Raw genomic sequence first — 16,728 nt, forward strand, 5'->3', positions numbered from 1 at the left:
GAACTTGTCATGCGTCAACCCCGCCTTCTTCAAACCTCGTAGGGGAAAAATTTGCTCCAACGGCCATCTTCCGCGTGTCCAGCGTACGTAAAGGTCAGCCCCAGCGGGGAGAGGAGCCAATACAAGACCTTGAAAGGCGTGCCTCTAAGGCCGCATCGCCTTCGTTCAGTTCACGCAGCGGGAGCCGCTCGGTGTCGACGGCGACGATGGTCATCCTTATCCCATCAAAGGTTTCGTTGCCGGGCAAGCGGCGGGTTCTTCGCGAAGTAGTGTTTGATGCCCGTGGTCAGCGCGTCGACCAATTGCGATTGATAAGTTGCATCGCGCAGCTTCGACTCTTCTTGCGGGTTCGAGATGAACGCCGTCTCGACCAGGATGGACGGGATATCCGGCGCCTTCAGCACCGCGAAGCCGGCCTGCTCGACCTGACCTTTGTGAAGGCGGCCCACCTTGCCGATCTGCCCCAGCACTTCATGGCCGATCTTCATGCTGTCCTTGATCTGCGCGGTGGTGCTCATGTCGAGAAGCGCGCGGGCCACGCTGGCATCTTTTGCCTTGATGTTGACGCCACCCACCAGGTCGGCCGCGTTTTCCTTGTCGGCCATCCAGCGCGCAGCCGTGCTGCTGGCTCCGCTATGGCTCAGGGCGAATACCGAGGCGCCACGTGCCTCGGGCGTGAAGAAGGCATCGGCGTGGATGGAAACGAAGAGGTCGGCTTGCACGCGTCGCGCCTTGCGCACTCGCTCGTGCAGCGGCACGAAGAAATCGGCATCGCGGGTGAGCATCGCACGCATGCCCGGCACGGCGTTGATGCGGTCGCGAAGCTGTAGTGCGACTTGAAGCACCACGTCTTTCTCGCGCAGCCCGCTCGGGCCGGCAGCGCCGGGGTCTTCGCCTCCGTGGCCGGGGTCTAACGCGACGATGATGAGCCGGTCGACCTTGGTGTTGTGCTGTGGTGCGACCACCGGCCCGATGGGCGCGGACGCAGCTGCAACCACGGGGGGAGGTGCGGGTGCCGACGGCGTCGAGGCGACAGGGTCCGAGGTCGAATCGCTGTTCACGATCAAAGGCCTGTCGATCTTGCCGATGAACTCGCCCAGCGCATCTCGCACCGCCTTGGCTGCTTGCTGGTCGGCGCCTTCCTTGTCGCGGATCAGCGAGAGCAGCGGGTCGGGCTCGTGCGTCGGATACAGATCGAACACCAGTCGATGCTGGTAGGCCGCCACGGGTGACAGCGTGAACACCTGCGGCGCCGTGGACTGTTTCAGGTCGATGACCAGGCGAACCACGCGTGGCTGGTTCTGACCGACTCGCACGCCGCCGATGTACGGATCGTCGGAGCGGACCTTGCCGATGATTTCCCTCAGTGCGGGGCTCAATTCGAGGCCATCGACATCGATGACGAGGCGCGACGGGTTCTCTGCCATGAAGTGTTTGGCCGACAAGGCCGTATCCGACTCGATGGTCACGCGTGTGTAGTCGGAAGCGGGCCAAACCCGCACCGCAACGATGCTCGCGCCGAAGGCCAGCGCGCGGCTGCCCAGCAGCAGGGCTAGCACGCCCATGGAGCGCAAGGCGGTGCGGCGTGACATTTGCGGATCAGCAGCCATGGGGATGAGGGGCGTTCCAGTTCACAGCGTCGTTCATTGCAGCAAGTCCCGACCGAGCTCGGTGAGCGCCGCGAAGCTCACGTGCCTGCGTTCGTCGTCGCCAATGGCGATTGCAACGCGCAAATCGGGTGTGGGCAAGAGACCATGCGCCCTGTCCGGCCACTCTGCCAGCTTGAGTCCCTCAGCCGCGAACACATCGCGAAAGCCGGCGTCCTCCCACTCTTGCGGATCGTTGAAGCGGTAGAAATCGAAGTGCCAGGCATTGAACTCGGGCAACTCATAAGGCTCCATCACAGCGTAGGTGGGGCTCTTGATGCGTCCCTCGACGCCCAGCGCATGCATCAGGTGCCGCACGAAAGTCGTTTTGCCCGCGCCAAGCGTGCCGTGCAGTTCGACGAACGCACGGCGCAGGCCCGGATGTGCCGCGAGCTTGGCCGCGGTGGCGGCGCAATCAGCCTCGTCGGACCAGACCAGGCTCGTGGTTTCTAGAATCGGCGAATGACTGGTGCTCAAGGCTTGGACAACTTGGATGGTGTGACGGTGTTGCCGCAACTGCGGGAGTGGGCAGCGGCGCTGGGATTTTCACAGATCGGTGTCGCCGATGTGGACTTGGCAAGCGCCGAGCCAGGCTTGTTGCAATGGTTGGACAACGGCTTTCATGGCGCCATGGACTACATGGCCGTGCACGGACTCAAACGCGCCCGGCCGGCGGAGCTGGTGCCCGGCACGGTCCGCGTGATCACCGCGCGCATGGACTATCTGCCGCGCCACCGAGAGGGGGGCTGGCAGGCCGTTGAGTGGGATCGGCTGGCCGATCCACTCCGAGCCACTGTCTCCGTCTACGCCAGGGGGCGCGACTATCACAAGGTGTTGCGTTCTCGCCTGCAGAAACTCGCAGACCGACTGGCCGAAGAGGTGGGGCCGTTCGGGCATCGAGTTTTCACTGACTCCGCTCCGGTGCTCGAAGTCGAGCTCGCTGCACGAAGCGGCATCGGTTGGCGGGGCAAGCACACGCTGGCTCTGCACCGCGAGGGCGGCTCAATGTTTTTCCTGGGCGAGATCTACGTGGACTTGCCTTTGCCGACCACGGCGCCCGTGCAAGCACATTGCGGTACCTGCAGCGCCTGTATCGACGTCTGCCCCACGCAGGCCATCGTTGCGCCTTACCGGCTCGATGCGCGGCGATGCATTTCGTACTTGACCATCGAAGACGGTGGCCCCATTCCGGTCGAACTGCGTGCGGCCATGGGAAACCGCATCTACGGCTGCGACGACTGCCAGCTCGTGTGCCCCTGGAACAAGTACGCGCGGCGAAGCGCATTGCCCGACTTCGACGAGCGCACGGGTCTCGTCGATGCGCAGCTCCTGCAACTGTGGGCCTGGACGGAGGCGGACTTTCTGCACTTCACCGAGGGCAGCGCCATCCGACGCATCGGGCATGAGCGCTGGCAGCGCAATCTGGCAGTCGCGCTCGGCAATGCCTTGCGTGCAAGCGGCAGCGCGCAAATCGAGGCGGCCTTGCGTGCGACCCGCGAAACCGCCACATCGCTGGTGCGCGAGCACATCGACTGGGCTTTGGCTCAGAGGCAAGGCTCAGCCTCTCAGCGCATGCCGGTACCTGGGGAAAGCTCGGGGGGTAGTTCGTAGTTTCCACAATCGCATCAAGGGACCCTCGTCGGCACCATCATCCTGACTTGCTCCAAGGAGAATCAATGCATCGCAGAACCATCGTGACGGTCGCCAAGGCCCTCCTTGGAATCGGCGCAGCATGCGCCGCGGCCGGCGTTACCTGGGCCCAGGCTTATCCGTCCAAGCCTGTGCGGCTGATCGTCCCCTTCGCCCCGGGCGGCACAACGGACATCGTCGCGCGCACGGTGTCTGAACGCATGGGCCCCGTTCTCGGGCAAACGGTGATTGTCGAGAACAAGGCGGGCGGCGGCGGCTTGGTGGGCGCCTCGGAAATTGCGCGCTCAGCACCCGACGGCTACACCATTGGCATGGCCACCGTATCGACCACGGCCGCCAACCCGGCCATCAACCCGAAGATCACATACAACCCGCTCACCGACTTCACACCCATCATCAACTTGGCGGCCACGCCCAACGTGATTGCAGTGCACCCGTCATTCCCGGCCAAGGACTACAAGAGCTTCATCGCCGTCTTGAAGGCGAACCCGGGAAAGTACAGCTATGGCAGCTCCGGCACGGGCGGCATTGGCCACTTGCAGATGGAGTTGTTCAAGAGCCTGTCGGGAACCTTCGTGACGCACATTCCGTACCGGGGTGCGGGGCCTGCGCTCAATGACACGGTGGCGGGCCAGGTCCCGATCATCTTCGACAACCTGCCGTCGGCGCTGCCCTTCATCAAAGACGGTCGCCTGATCGCCATCGTGGTGTCGGCGCCCAACCGCCTCGCACAACTGCCGAATGTGCCGACTTTCAAGGAGGTGGGACTTGAGCCCGTGAATCGCATGGCCTTCTACGGCATCCACGGACCCAAGGGCATGCCTAAAGATGTCGTTGACAAGATCTACAGCTCGGCGAAGAAAACGCTGGAGGACCCGGCGGTCAAGAAGCGCATCGAGGACACAGGTTCGATCATCATCAGCAACACGCCTGACCAGTTCGCAGCGCAGATCAAGGCCGAGTACGACGTGTACAGGCAAGTGGTCATTAACCAGAAGCTCAAGCTCGATTGAGCCGAAACTCGCAGAGAGACAATGGGGAGCCTTGGGGCTCCCTTTTTTTCGTGACTTGAACTCTCCACGGATGACCGCCATTCAATCCAGCGCCGAAGCAATAGACCGATTCATCGATGCGTTGTGGATCGAAGACGGGCTGGCGGCGAACACGCTCGCCGCGTACCGGCGTGATCTGACGCTGTACTCGGAGTGGCTCGCGAAGACGCATGACCGATCGCTCAAGGACAGCAGGGAAAGCGATCTGCGCGAATACAGCGTCGAGCGCCATGCGGGCAGCAAAGCGACCAGCACCAACCGGCGCCTGACGGTATTCAAGCGCTACTTTCGCTGGGCCGTGCGCGAAGCACTCACCACCAGTGACCCGACCTTGCGCCTGTTGTCAGCGAGGCAGCCGCTGCGGGTGCCCAAAACATTGAGCGAGGCGCAGGTGGAGTCGCTGCTGGCCGCTCCGGACGTCGACACGCCGCTCGGACTGCGCGACCGCACCATGCTGGAACTGATGTACGCGAGCGGCTTGCGCGTGAGCGAACTGGTCGGTTTGAAGACCGTGCATGTGAGCCTGCCCGATGGCGCCTTGCACGCCACGGGCAAGGGGGCCAAGGAGCGGCTCGTGCCCTTCGGCGAGGAAGCGCATGCATGGGTCACCCGTTATTTGGCCGAAGCGCGCGGAGAAATCCTCAAGGGGCAAACCAGCGACGCGCTCTTTGTCACCTCGCGCGGCGGGCCGATGACGAGGCAGATGTTCTGGAAGCTGATCAAGCAGCACGCCGTACGAGGCGGCGTACTGGTGTCCTTGTCGCCGCACACCTTGCGGCACGCCTTCGCGACACATCTGCTGAACCACGGTGCTGACTTGCGCGCCGTGCAGATGCTGCTCGGGCATGCAGATATTTCGACGACGACGATCTACACGCATGTGGCCAGAGAGCGCTTGCGGTCACTTCACGCGCGGCATCACCCGCGCGGTTGATCGGGCCGCAGAGGCTGAGAGTTTTTCGAGCGTGTCCGAGCGGCGCGTCAAAAGGCACCTGATCTAGTACTGCGTTTCACCAAAACGTTGACATTAAATCGTGTCTTCGCTCGCCATGCGTCGTTGCAAATCCTCGCGATACCACCGGTATCGCTGCGGTTTGCGCCTAGCCTGACGAACGAATCCATCGATTTAATTTGTCAACGTTTTGGTGAAACGCAGTACTAGGCGCAAAGCGCAGCCATAGCCCGGGCTATGGCGAGCATTTGCAACGACGAGCAGGGGTCTTTTGGCGTGATGAGCGGCCATGATCGAAATACTCTCAGCCTCTCAGCCTCTCAGCGGGCCGCGTGTTCTCGCGGCGGCGCGTTGGGTCGATTGGTTCTGTGGTTGATCGGCTTCTCTTGTCACGAAATCGTCCCGAAATCTTCATAAACTCAATGCATGAGTCCCGATACCGCCGCGGTGCACGCCTTGCCGTCGCTGCTGAGCCGCGAACGCGCCATCCTCGAGTTCAACCGCCGTGTCCTGGCACAGGCGCGCCGCATTGACGTTCCCTTGCTGGAGCGGTTGCGCTACATCTGCATCGTGTCGTCTAACATGGACGAGTTCTTCGAGGTGCGATTCGCCGACTACATCGAAGCGGCCCGGCAGCCCGGCGCCGGCGTATCCAATCGGGACCTTGAATCGGTGGCCGCCGAAGCCCATGCGCTCATCGACGATCAGTACGCCGCTTTCAACGACGATGTGATGCCGCTGCTGCATCGCGAGGGCATCATCATCCTCAACCATGCCGACCGCAATGCCGAACAGCGCAAATGGGTCGAGCAGTTCTTCAGCCGGCAAGTGAAGCCGCTGCTCGTGCCGGTGGGGCTTGACCTTTCGCATCCCTTTCCGCAGGTCGCCAACAAGTCTCTCAACTTCATCGTGCGCCTGACAGGGCGTGACGCCTTTGGCCGTGAGAACACCATCGCAATTGTCAAGGTGCCACGTGTGCTTGCGCGGGTGATCAAGCTGCCCGATGCTCTGGCGCCGCATGGCAAGCAGGCCTTTGTGTTGCTCACGAGCGTGATTCGTGCGCACCTGGGCGAGTTGTTCCCGGGGCGCGAGGTCGCGGCGTTCTCGCAGTTCCGGGTCACGCGCGACTCAGATCTCGAAGTCGACGAAGACGATGTGATCAACCTGCGACAGGCGCTGCGATCTGGCCTGACCACGCGACATTTCGGCTTGGCGATTCGGCTCGAGGTGGTCCACACATGTCCGCCGGAACTTGCCGAATTCTTGCTGGAGCAGTTCGACCTGCCGCAGGAGGCCTTGTACCGCGTGAACGGACCGGTGAACCTGGTGCGACTCAATCAGTTGATTGACCAGGCCGTTGCACCTGCGCTTCGCTTCCCGGCTTTCGAGGGCGCGTGGCCGCAGGGCCGGCTGCCGCGACAGGAATCGATCTTCGCGCGCTTGCGGCAGGACGACGTCCTCTTGCACCATCCCTTCGAATCCTTTGAGCCAGTGGTGCAGTTTCTGCGCGAAGCGGTCAACGACCCCGATGTGCTCGCCATCAAGCAGACCATCTACCGCACGGGCAGTGAATCGCCCTTGATGGACTTGCTGATCGAAGCCGCCCGTCGCGGCAAGGAAGTGATGGTGGTGGTGGAGCTGAAGGCGCGCTTCGACGAAGAGGCCAACATCAACTGGGCCGAGCGGCTGGAAGCCGTGGGCGCGCAAGTGGTGTACGGCATCGTGGGCTTGAAGACGCACGCGAAGCTGCTGCTCGTCACGCGACGGGAGGAGTCGCGTTTGCGCCGCTACGCTCACCTGTCCACCGGCAACTACAACCCCAGGACTGCACGGCTTTACACCGACGTGGGTTACTTCACGGCCGAACCTGAGCTCACGTCCGACGCGGACGCCGTGTTTCAGCAGCTGGCGAGCCTGGGCAAGATGAAGCCCCTGAAGCATTTGCTGCATGCCCCCTTCACTCTGCATCGACGCAGCCTTCAGCACGTCGAGATGGTGACCGAGGCGGCGCGGCGCGGCGAGCCAGCCCGCATCGTCGCGAAGATCAACGCGCTCACCGACGTGCCGCTGATCGAGGCGCTCATTCGAGCGTCGCAGGCCGGCGCCGAGATCGACCTCATCGTGCGCGGTGCGTGCATGCTGCCGCCGGGTATCGAAGGCGTGACCAGCCGCATCCGTGTTCGATCGATCGTGGGGCGCTTTCTCGAACATTCGCGCATCCTCTATTTCAGATGGGGGCAGTCCGATGCGGACGAGGCGCTCTATTTGTCGAGTGCAGACTGGATGAGCCGCAACATGTTCCGGCGCATCGAAGTGGCGTGGCCGATTCGCAATGTGGCGCTCAGGCAGCGCGTCATTGACGAATGCCTCGTGCCTTACTTGCACGACGGCTGCGATGCATGGTCGCTGAGGCCCGATGGCAGCTACGAGCGAGTTGGCACCAATGGGCCGAGTGCTCAACAGGCGCTGATGCAGTTGTATGCGCCGAATTCGGGAGGCGAAGCCTGATGGATCTGATCTTATGGCGCCACGCCGAAGCACATCTGGAGCGTGAAGGGCAGAGCGACCTCGAGCGGGGGCTGACCCCCAAAGGCGAGCGGCAGGCCCAGCGCATGGCCGATTGGCTCAATCAGCGCATCGCACATTCGACACGCATACTCGTGAGCCCTGCTGTGCGAGCGCAGCAAACTGCGAAGGCCCTGGGCAGGACCTTCAAGACGGTAGAGGCGCTCGCGCCCGACGCGACGGTCGACGCCTTGCTAAAAGCCGTTCGATGGCCCGATGCGCCGGAGCCGGTGCTGGTGGTCGGACATCAGCCGACGCTGGGCGTCGTCGCCGCCTGTCTGCTCGCGGATCAGGCGTTGCCCTGGGCCATCAAGAAGGGAGCGGTGTGGTGGCTGCGACACCGCGACAAAGAAGGCTTTGCGCAGGTGGTGCTTCAGGCAGTGCAATCTCCGGATTGTTTGTAGTCTGGCTTCGCCGCTCGCCGCTCGCCGCTCGCCGCTCGCCTATCGCTTGAGCGTCAACGTCAAAGGCCCGCCTCGCTCCCAGGCTGCGACTTCTTCTCCCAACAAATGCATCGTCCGCGGATGCGTCGAGGCCCAGACCTCCGGCACGCGCACGTTCACGACACCACCGGCCATCGCCAGTCGCATGGCCTTCGGATCCACATCGCCGCGCGCATGGCACTCGATGATTGCGAGGCGCAGGCACAGCACCTGCCAAGCGATTCCTGGTTGCGCCAGACTTGCCTCGACTTTGCGCAGCCCACCGCGCTGCGCAAGAACCAGGTCGGCCAGCCGACGTTGCTGCGATTGCGAAAACCCCGGCGCATCAACGTGTGCGAGCATGTAGGCGCTGTGGCGGTGGTGATCGTGGTGCGACACCATCATGCCCACCTCGTGCAGCGAACAAGCCCATTGCAGCTCTCGCCGCGCGTCGTGCGATGCGCGCGGCTGCACACTGTCGTACAGCATCTCTGCCACCGACTGCACACGCATCGCGTGCTGCGTGTCGACCATGAAGCGCCGTTGCAGCTCGCGCACCGACGCATCGCGAATGTCGTGGCCATCGACGCGCTGGGCAGCGGCTTCGAGCCGCTCTTCGAGATCAAAGATCACGCCCTGGCGCAAGGCGCCGCGTGCCGGCATGAGTTCGTCGATGCCGAAATGCGCAGCGAGGGTATAGAGAATGGCAAGGCCGCCCGCAATGACCGCGCGACGGTCTTCTTTCAGGCCGGGCAGCGACAGCTTTTCGACCTTGCCGGCGCGCAGGCACTGCTCCATCAGCCAGCGCAGGCCGGCCGGCGTGATGCGGCCGTCGGTGATCTTGCTCGCGGCGAGCAATTGCGAGACCGCGCCCACGGTGCCCGATGAACCCAGGGCCTCGGACCAGTTGGACGGCGCGAAGGTCTCCAGCGCCTCTTCGAGTTCGGCGCCTGCGGCTATCTGCGCTGCGCGGAACGCGATCTCCGTGAAGCGTCCATCGCCGAAGTACTTCATCGACAGGCTGACGCTGCCGACCTGGAACGATTCGGCCTGGATGGGTTTGCGTCCACGGCCGATGATCATCTCGGTGGATCGCCCGCCAATGTCGACGACGAGCCGTGGCTTGTCCGAGGGCTGCAATCGCGCCACACCGGCAAAGATGAGGCGGGCTTCTTCGCGGCCGGAGATCACTTCGATCGGTGCACCGAGTACCGGCTGAGCCTGAGCCAGAAAGGCGTCGCGATTGCGTGCTTCGCGCAGGGTTTGCGTGGCCACTGCGCGAATCTGCCAGGGTGCGTAACTCTGTAGCCGCTGAGAGAAGCGGGCCAGGCAGGCGAGACCACGCGCGGTGGCTTCGCGGGTCAGGAGTCCCTCGTCATTGAGCCCGGCGCCGAGGCGAACGGTTTCTTTCAGATAGTCAATGCGGCGGTATCGGCCCTGGTGGATCTGACCGATCTCGAGGCGAAAGCTGTTGGAGCCCATGTCGACGGCGGCGAGTTGCCCGGGCCATCGCGGCGCGGTGTTTTCGGAGACGCTCGTCACGAGGGAGACTGAATTCATGGGCGGCATTGTCGGGGCAAAGGCGGTGAGAGGCTGAGAGTATTTCGAACGTGTCTGAGCAGCACGTCAAAAGGCGCCTGATCTAGGCGCAAAGCGAAGCCATGGCTTGGCTATGGCGAGCATTTGCAACGACGAGCAGGGGGCTTTTGGCGTTGATGAGCGGGCATGATCGAAAAACTCTCAGCCTCTGAGGTCCCTCTGAGGCCATGCATTACCTATGCAACATCGGCGCGGAGCGCGCATGCAGAACCTTCCTAGAATGCGCGGTTCGTTTTTCGCCGTCTCGCACGAGGCGGCTGCGTCTGGCATACACGGGCCGTTCATGATCCTGCTCTACATCGTTATCGCCACCTTCGCCGGCGGCCTGCTGTCGGTCGTCATTGCCGCAAGCCTGACCTTGAGTGTGCTGTCACGCCTGGTGCGCGACTTGGTGAGCCTGTCGGCGGGAGTGCTGCTCGGCACAGCCTTGCTCAACGTGCTGCCCGAAGCGTTTGAAAGCAAGGCGAGTCCGCAAAGTCTATTCACCACGCTGCTTGCCGGACTGTTGTTCTTCTTTCTGCTGGAGAAGGCGGAGCTCTATCGGCACCAGCATCACCACGAAGGCGATGAGCACCACCACCACGGCTTCGACAAGGCACAGGCCGGGCGGGGTGGATGGACGGTGTTGCTGGGCGACAGCATCCACAACTTCTGCGACGGCATCATCATCGCTGCGGCGTTTCTCACCGACGTGCGGCTCGGCGTCGTCACGTCGCTCGCAATCATTGCGCACGAGATTCCGCAGGAGGTGGGCGACTACATCGTGCTCCTGAACGCCGGGCTATCGCGGCGCAAGGCACTCATTTACAACGCAGTGTCAGGCTTGGCCGCGGTGGTGGGCGGTGTCATCGGCTACTTCATTGTGGGACCGTGGAAAGAACTTTTCCCGTACCTGCTCGTGGTGGCCTCGAGCAGCTTCGTGTACGTGGCGGTGGCGGACCTGATTCCGCAGTTGCAGCACCGCCTGTCGTGGCGGGACACGGCGGCGCAGTTGGCGTGGCTTGGGGGCGGGCTGGTGGTCGTGGTACTGGCGACGGGGTCGTTGCACCATCATTGAATTGCTTGGTGGACAGTCGACCTCGGCTTGCGACAGGGCGACCCGTAGCTGCGGGTTCAACCCGGTCATGGGCTTTCGCCCAAGCCCCTATCGCACCACCAACACCGGCAACTTGCTGTGCGTGAGCACCTTCTGTGTCTCGCTTCCCAGCAGCAGCGCACTCACCCCGCGCCGGCCATGCGAGGCCATCACCAGCAGATCGCATTCCATGCGCTGCGCATGTTCGATGATGGCTTCCCATGGGTGCAGGGCCTCCACGGTGTGGGCTTCGCACTCCTGTCCCGCCGCGGCGCACGCGTCGCGCACCGCCGTGATCCGTTGACTCGCAATGCGCTCTTGCGCATCGAAGAATTCCTGCGGCGGCGTAGGCTGCATCTCCGAGATCGCGCTGTACGGGAAGGGCTCTTTCACGCTGATCGTGTAGATCCGCGCCTTTAGCGAGCGAGCGAGACTAATGGCGGTATCGACGGCCTTCTTGGTGATGTCCGAGCCGTCAGTCGGAACGAGGATGCGCTGGAACATGATCACCTCCTTGGAGTGGTGGGAAACCTCGGCACTGCAAGAATGGGCGCATGCCGGGCGCGAGTCAAGCCCACCCGCTGCCTCATCAGGGTGCGTTCCTCCTGAGGAGCATGCCGCTGCGAGGCGACATGCCCAAAGCGCGTTTACGGAAACCTGACCGCCACTTCCTTCTCGGACGTCGAGGCATCCGCTTTACACACAGCGTAGACGGTGGCCGTGCCCGACGCCGATGCCAGCGTTAGCGACTTGGTGTGTTTCAGGCCTTGCGCATCCGTGACGAGGTTGTCGTACAGCACGGCATAGGCCTGGCCCGGCGACGACGACATGCGGCACTTGGCGGCCTGATTGGTGGTGAGGCTGAAGCTCGCGTTGTAGCCCGAGCGGGTGACCGTGCCGAGCGTGATGCCCAACGCCGTGGGCGTGGTCGGAGGCGGCGTGGTCGAGCTCAGGTCCTTGAGGCTGCCGGACGGAATCTCCACCATGTACGCGTCGACGTCGGTGTCGCTGTTGACGCTCCAGTTGGAGTTGAACAGGACTTTGGTGAAGTCGCGGTTCACGGCGGCTTGGGGTTCGGTCCAGTAGCCGTTCTCCAGCGAGCGGTGGAATGCGAGGTTGTAGACCGTCGGATCTGCCTTGAGCTGCACGGCCATCACTTTCTTGTGTAGCCACTGGCGTGCCCCTCCGTTGTCGGCATAGGTGCTGACAACCACCCAGCCCGGCTTGTTGTAGGCCTTGCCAGAGACGTGCAGCGCGGTAGCGGTGCCGCTGAGGTAGGTAGGCAACAGCACGGTGCGCACGCCGGTGCGCAGGTTGGTCATGAACAAGTCGCCGGCGCTGGACTGGTAATCGACCGACACATACACGTCTTCGCCGTTGGCATCGATCGCCAAGTCCGAATGCTCCGACTTGGGGTGTAGCACGGTTTTTTGCTTGAAGTCGGGCGTGTAGGAGACGGTGCCGGACGGGCCATCGCCTGAGACCACGCAGTATTTGCCGCTCGGGCTCATGCTGACGTGGTCGGGGCGCTCGCCTTTGGTGTCGAGATAGCCGAGGACGGTGTCAGTGTCGCGGTCCCATGCGAACACGCCGACGCTGCCCCAGTTGCCGTTGTCGACCATGAAGCACCAGAAGCGTCCGTCCTTGGAGGGCGAGCCTTCCGATTTGGTCCAGGCTGCGTTGGCGGTGGGCCAGCGGGCCTTGAGTCGCGTGCCGAAGTTGCCGATCACGCGGCTGGCGCCGGTGCTGACGTTGAGCTCATTCAGCTTCATGCCGACGCCGTTGGTGGGCAGGTAGTAAAGCAGGTCGGCGTTGGTCGCGTGCCATTGCGGTTCGGCATCGCCTGCAGGCCCCGAGAGCTGCTTGAGATGGGCCTGATTGTTGGCGTCATACGTGTGCCAGTAGCCATTGAGCGCTGGCACCAGGTATTTGCTGCTGTTGGCATTGAATGGCTGGCGGCGGGAGTAGTCGTTGCGAGCGAAACCCGAGGCGCCATCGGCCACATGGTCGGTGGCGCGCACCTCGCAGGTTTTGTAGGCCAACTCGGCGAAGGCCCCACCTTTGGCGGGCTTCGCCATGGCGGCGATCGGGTCCGCGTGGCGGGTCGAGTCGAGGGTGAAGCTTGGTCGTGCGGCATAGAAGCTGGCGCATGTCGGGCTGAGACTGGAGCTGGATTCCGCCGTTGTGGTGGCCATGGCGTGGCTGGTGGTATCGGACACATACACGGCGGCGCTGCCGGTGTCCGCGTCGCCGCCGCCGCAGCCGGCAAGTGCCAGCGCGGCCAGTGCACCGGCCCAAGTCCGGGTGCTCAAAGTCGATCGCATGGGTGTTCTCCTTGATGATGAAATTGGAAGTTGGATGTGTTGCGCCCCGTGCATCACCGACGTCGCGCATCAGCCCGAGCTGATGGCGCTGTCGACGATCTGTACCTCAGGACGGTCGCCGGACCCTGCGCCATACACCTTGCCCGTGGGGGGCGGGCAGCACGAGTTGCTGCCACGGGTCCGTGACCCAGGTGATGGCGACGCTGTCCTTCAGCGTAGTGGTGTCCTTCAGGGCTTCAGGGTGTCTGAGGGAATCTCGATCACGTATGCATCCAGATCGCCGGTCACGGCCGAATTCCAGTTGGAGGTGTAGACCACCCTGGTGAAATCCCGATTCACGCTGGCTTCCGATGCAGTGAAATAGCCGTCATATGTTGAACGGTGGAATCCCAGGTTGTAAGTCACCGGGTTGGCCTTGAGTTGCACGGCCATGATCTTGCGGTGCAGCCACTTGCGCACTGGCCCGCCGCAGCTGTCGCAGCCATCGGCGTCCGAACTGACCACTACCCAGCCTGGCTTGTTGTAGCCCTTGCCCGAGAAGTGGAAAGCCGTGGCGGTGCCATCGATGTAGCTATTGAACAGCAGCGTGCGCGCACCGGTCTGGAGGTCGGCAAAGAACACGTCGCCGTCATAGGGCCCGGCCCGGTTGTCCACGCCGACGTACACGTCCCTGCCGTTTGCGTCGATGGCCAAGTCCGAGTGCTGCGAGTTGGTCAGCAACTGGGTTTTCTGGCCGAAGTTGCGCGTGAACGCGGTGGTGCCGATGGCGCCATCGCTTGACACCACGCAGTACTCCCCGCTGGGGCTCATGCTGACGTGGTCCGGTATCTCTCCTTTCAGCGGCATGGAGCCGACGATCGTGTTGGTGTCGCGATCCCAGGTGAAGACCCCCACGCCCAGTTTGCTGCCCCACTGATTGACTTTGTCCTTGTCCCGGACCATGAAGCACCAGTAGCGCCCATCCTTCGACGGCGATCCCTCTCCGCCGGTTTGGACCTGCCCTGGCGTCGAGCCAGGGAACAAGGCCTTGATGCGTGCCTCGAAGTCGCCGACCACGTGCACGGCGCCGGTCGACACATTCAGCTCCTCCAGCTTCATCTCTGATCCCCCATCGGACGCGACGTAGAGCAGATCGGGGTTGCTCGGATGCCATTGCACCTCGGCGGCCGAGCCGAAGCTCGGCAGTTTCTTCAGGTGCGCAGGCGTGTTGGCGTCAAACACGTTGTAGAAGCCGTCCTCCGAGATCGTCAGTGGCTTGGTGTTGTTTGCGTTGAACGCCTGGATGCGCGCGTAGTCGTTCCTTGCGAAACCTTGCATGCCATCGGCCACGTGGTCGGTCACTCGCACCGCGCAAGTCTTGTAGGTCGGCTCGGTGAAAACCGCGCCCCGGGCCGGCTTGGCCATGGCTGGAATGGGGTCCACCGAACGCGAGGTGCTCAACGCGAAGTCCGGTTTGCCCGCATAGAAACTGGCGCAGGACGGGCTGAGGCCGGCCGTGTTCACCGTGGCTGCGACCGTGAAGCGCAGCGCCCCGTCCCACAAGAGTTCCCGCCGGCCGGGCAGCACGTCCAGGCCATCGAACGCCTTGGCGCCTGCGCCTCGATCGAAGGTCACCCCCGTCGCCGTAGACGCAATCGTCGTCCCGTTGAGAGTGATGGACGCCACGAACAGGTTCCGATCTTGCCCGTTGATCGTGGCATCGTTGTTGAACACCACATCCACCTTTGCGCCCGCGGGGATCGCGGGCACTGTGAAGCTGTAGTCCTGGTAGTTCTGCGCACGCACCTCCACGCTGGCGACCGTCGTGCCGTTGACCCTCAGCGTCATCAGCGGGCCGACATTGCCCGCCAAGCTGCCTCTGGCGCTCACTGTGACGTTGGGCGCGGCGGCCGACACCGCACTGCGGCGCGCATCGGTATTCGCGCCCAGCGCGTCGGCCAAGCCCTCGTCGCCCGATCCGCCTCCACAACCGGCCAGTACCAACACGGCCATGGCCTCGGCAACAGCCGTGACCGTTTTCAGCTTCACTCTCATATTCATTCCTCAAGGATGATGTTCAGCAGTTCCAATTTCCGGCCTCGAAAAGAAACCCGACCTTGCAACCTGCCGTGCGGCGCTGGGGACTGTCCCTGCTCCTCTCTGTCAGCAGCGAGAAAAGCGGTTCGAATGGCTCACGCCGTTTCGTCTGGAAACAAAAAGTGGTACGAAGCCACGTCTCAAGGCGAAAGGCACCAGTGGAACCCGCCGAAAGCCAAGCGCATGCATTGCAGCAACTTGGAACACGTTTTTGTTCTGCTCAGGGGCCGAGCAAGGCCTCCAGCAGTGGGCTCTGCCAGCGACCAGACGCCGGGTCGTGAATGCCGAATTCGGCATTGAAGTCGCCATAGGCCCAGGAGAAGCCCCTGGCCTCTGCCGCCTCCCGCATCAGTCGGGCATGGAGAGCGCGCTGGGCCAGGGGCGCCTGCCGGGACGACGCGAAAGACTCGATCCACACCGGGTAGCGGTGCTCCTGTGACCACGCTTGCGCCAGGTTCAGCGGCAACGCCATCAGTTGCTGCTCCTGCGGGCTGCAGCAACTCGTGCCGAGCCAAGCCGCAGCGCCAAGCACCACAGGCACGCCCTGGCGGGTGAAGCGATAGGGCTCAGGGTTGCCGATGCCGACAATCAGGTGCCTGTCGTCCGGGAGCGTCAGACGCGGCAAATTGACCGCGTCGGGCCAACCGGCCACTACCACCCGGGCCGGGTTGCTTTGGCGAATGGCGCGCAGCGCCTGCACCAGCAGCGCGTTGCCCTGCGTGGCCGGCAACACCGCTTCCGGTGGCAAAGACACTTCGAACATCAGGCGCGACCCACGGCCGGCATGGCGCTGCGCCACTTGGCGCCACAGGCCGACGAATCGCCCCTGCCACCAGGCAGCCTCGGCCGCCGCATCGCCTGCAGCCGGCGGGTCGGCTGCCTGTCGAGTGCCATGCCGCAGATCGAGCACCACCACCAGATCCTGCGCAAGCATTGCGTCGATGGTGGCGTCGATGCGCCGGGCCAGCGCCTCGTCGGGCGGATCGGGCCACCGCACCGGCAGGTGAACGCTGCGAAAACCGGCCTTGGCGATGGTGCTGATGGTTCCGGAATCAAGGGGTGTGCCTTGCAGAAGGCCTGCGAGCCGGATGCCGCGCGAGAGACGGGCTGCTGCGGCCCAGGCTGGCCGCGAGGCACCCGGCCCGGTGCCCAGCGGCGGCGAAGCAGCCTCGGCCAGCTGCGCACGCGCCTCCTCGACAGCCACCAGTGCACCAACAAGCAAGGACATGGCCCAAAACAATTTCCCGTTTTGGGGGCGCAGGGCGTGCGCGCTGCGGCGTTGCTCCTCGCTTGTGTGGCTCGCCACACGGCGCTCGGAGCGCCTTGCATCGCATCCCGCCCTGCGCCCCCAAAACGGAAAATTATTC

Annotated in this window: 13 protein-coding genes; 6 read left to right on the plus strand and 7 right to left on the minus strand. The window is 63.5% G+C overall.

Annotated elements, in window-relative coordinates; genetic code table 11:
- Window positions 1-224: 224 nt before the first annotated feature.
- Entirely contained in the window at window positions 225-1,592 is a 1,368-nt protein-coding gene (locus AC30NL_RS20930) for an N-acetylmuramoyl-L-alanine amidase (RefSeq protein ID WP_489465910.1), read from the minus strand.
- A gap of 51 nt (window positions 1,593-1,643) precedes the next feature.
- Entirely contained in the window at window positions 1,644-2,123 is a 480-nt protein-coding gene (gene tsaE / locus AC30NL_RS20935; protein ID WP_489465911.1) for a tRNA (adenosine(37)-N6)-threonylcarbamoyltransferase complex ATPase subunit type 1 TsaE, read from the minus strand.
- Between tsaE and queG the strand changes: the two genes are divergently transcribed.
- The 5 genes from queG to sixA all read left to right on the plus strand — a co-directional run bounded on the left by queG (window position 2,109) and on the right by sixA (window position 8,269).
- Complete coding sequence (queG, locus tag AC30NL_RS20940) at window positions 2,109-3,257, plus strand: tRNA epoxyqueuosine(34) reductase QueG (protein WP_489465912.1); 1,149 nt, start codon at window positions 2,109-2,111, stop codon at window positions 3,255-3,257. The genes tsaE and queG overlap by 15 nt on opposite strands.
- Before the next feature lie 65 nt (window positions 3,258-3,322).
- Window positions 3,323-4,309 (plus strand): tripartite tricarboxylate transporter substrate binding protein BugE, encoded by a 987-nt coding sequence (locus AC30NL_RS20945; protein ID WP_489465913.1) that lies wholly within the window; start codon window positions 3,323-3,325, stop codon window positions 4,307-4,309.
- A gap of 70 nt (window positions 4,310-4,379) precedes the next feature.
- Window positions 4,380-5,282 carry a site-specific tyrosine recombinase XerD gene (gene xerD / locus AC30NL_RS20950; RefSeq protein WP_489465914.1) on the plus strand — a complete coding sequence of 301 codons (903 nt, stop codon included), beginning with the start codon at window positions 4,380-4,382 and terminating at the stop codon, window positions 5,280-5,282.
- 444 nt (window positions 5,283-5,726) lie between these two features.
- Window positions 5,727-7,808, plus strand: coding sequence for a polyphosphate kinase 1 (gene ppk1, locus AC30NL_RS20955; protein ID WP_489465915.1), 2,082 nt, complete (start codon window positions 5,727-5,729; stop codon window positions 7,806-7,808).
- Window positions 7,808-8,269: a phosphohistidine phosphatase SixA gene (gene sixA, locus AC30NL_RS20960; RefSeq protein WP_489465916.1), complete on the plus strand. Its 462-nt coding sequence runs from the start codon at window positions 7,808-7,810 to the stop codon at window positions 8,267-8,269. The genes ppk1 and sixA overlap by 1 nt, the downstream gene beginning before the upstream one ends.
- A 39-nt stretch (window positions 8,270-8,308) precedes the next feature.
- On the opposite strand, the gene AC30NL_RS20965 is transcribed toward sixA, so the two are convergent.
- Window positions 8,309-9,847, minus strand: a complete 1,539-nt coding sequence (locus AC30NL_RS20965) for a Ppx/GppA phosphatase family protein (protein WP_489465917.1) — start codon at window positions 9,845-9,847, stop codon at window positions 8,309-8,311.
- A 241-nt stretch (window positions 9,848-10,088) separates the two neighbouring features.
- Here AC30NL_RS20965 and AC30NL_RS20970 point away from each other — a divergent pair, with 241 nt between their 5' ends.
- Window positions 10,089-10,943, plus strand: a complete 855-nt coding sequence (locus AC30NL_RS20970) for a ZIP family metal transporter (RefSeq protein WP_489465918.1) — start codon at window positions 10,089-10,091, stop codon at window positions 10,941-10,943.
- Between the two features lie 87 nt (window positions 10,944-11,030).
- On the opposite strand, the gene AC30NL_RS20975 is transcribed toward AC30NL_RS20970, so the two are convergent.
- The 4 genes from AC30NL_RS20975 to AC30NL_RS20990 all read right to left on the minus strand — a co-directional run bounded on the left by AC30NL_RS20975 (window position 11,031) and on the right by AC30NL_RS20990 (window position 16,589).
- Window positions 11,031-11,465: a universal stress protein gene (locus AC30NL_RS20975; protein WP_489465919.1), complete on the minus strand. Its 435-nt coding sequence runs from the start codon at window positions 11,463-11,465 to the stop codon at window positions 11,031-11,033.
- A gap of 143 nt (window positions 11,466-11,608) precedes the next feature.
- The gene (locus AC30NL_RS20980; protein ID WP_489465920.1) at window positions 11,609-13,285 is read right to left on the minus strand and encodes a hypothetical protein; all 1,677 of its coding nucleotides are present in this window, start codon (window positions 13,283-13,285) and stop codon (window positions 11,609-11,611) included.
- Window positions 13,286-13,513: 228 nt separating this feature from the next.
- A complete protein-coding gene (locus AC30NL_RS20985) occupies window positions 13,514-15,319 on the minus strand; it encodes a carbohydrate-binding domain-containing protein (protein WP_489465921.1) in 1,806 nt (601 codons plus the stop codon).
- A gap of 262 nt (window positions 15,320-15,581) precedes the next feature.
- A complete protein-coding gene (locus tag AC30NL_RS20990) occupies window positions 15,582-16,589 on the minus strand; it encodes a glycoside hydrolase family 5 protein (RefSeq protein ID WP_489465922.1) in 1,008 nt (335 codons plus the stop codon).
- Window positions 16,590-16,728: the final 139 nt, after the last annotated feature.

The sequence above is a fragment of the Rhizobacter sp. genome, from assembly GCA_021153565.1.
Taxonomy (GTDB): domain Bacteria; phylum Pseudomonadota; class Gammaproteobacteria; order Burkholderiales; family Burkholderiaceae_C; genus Albitalea.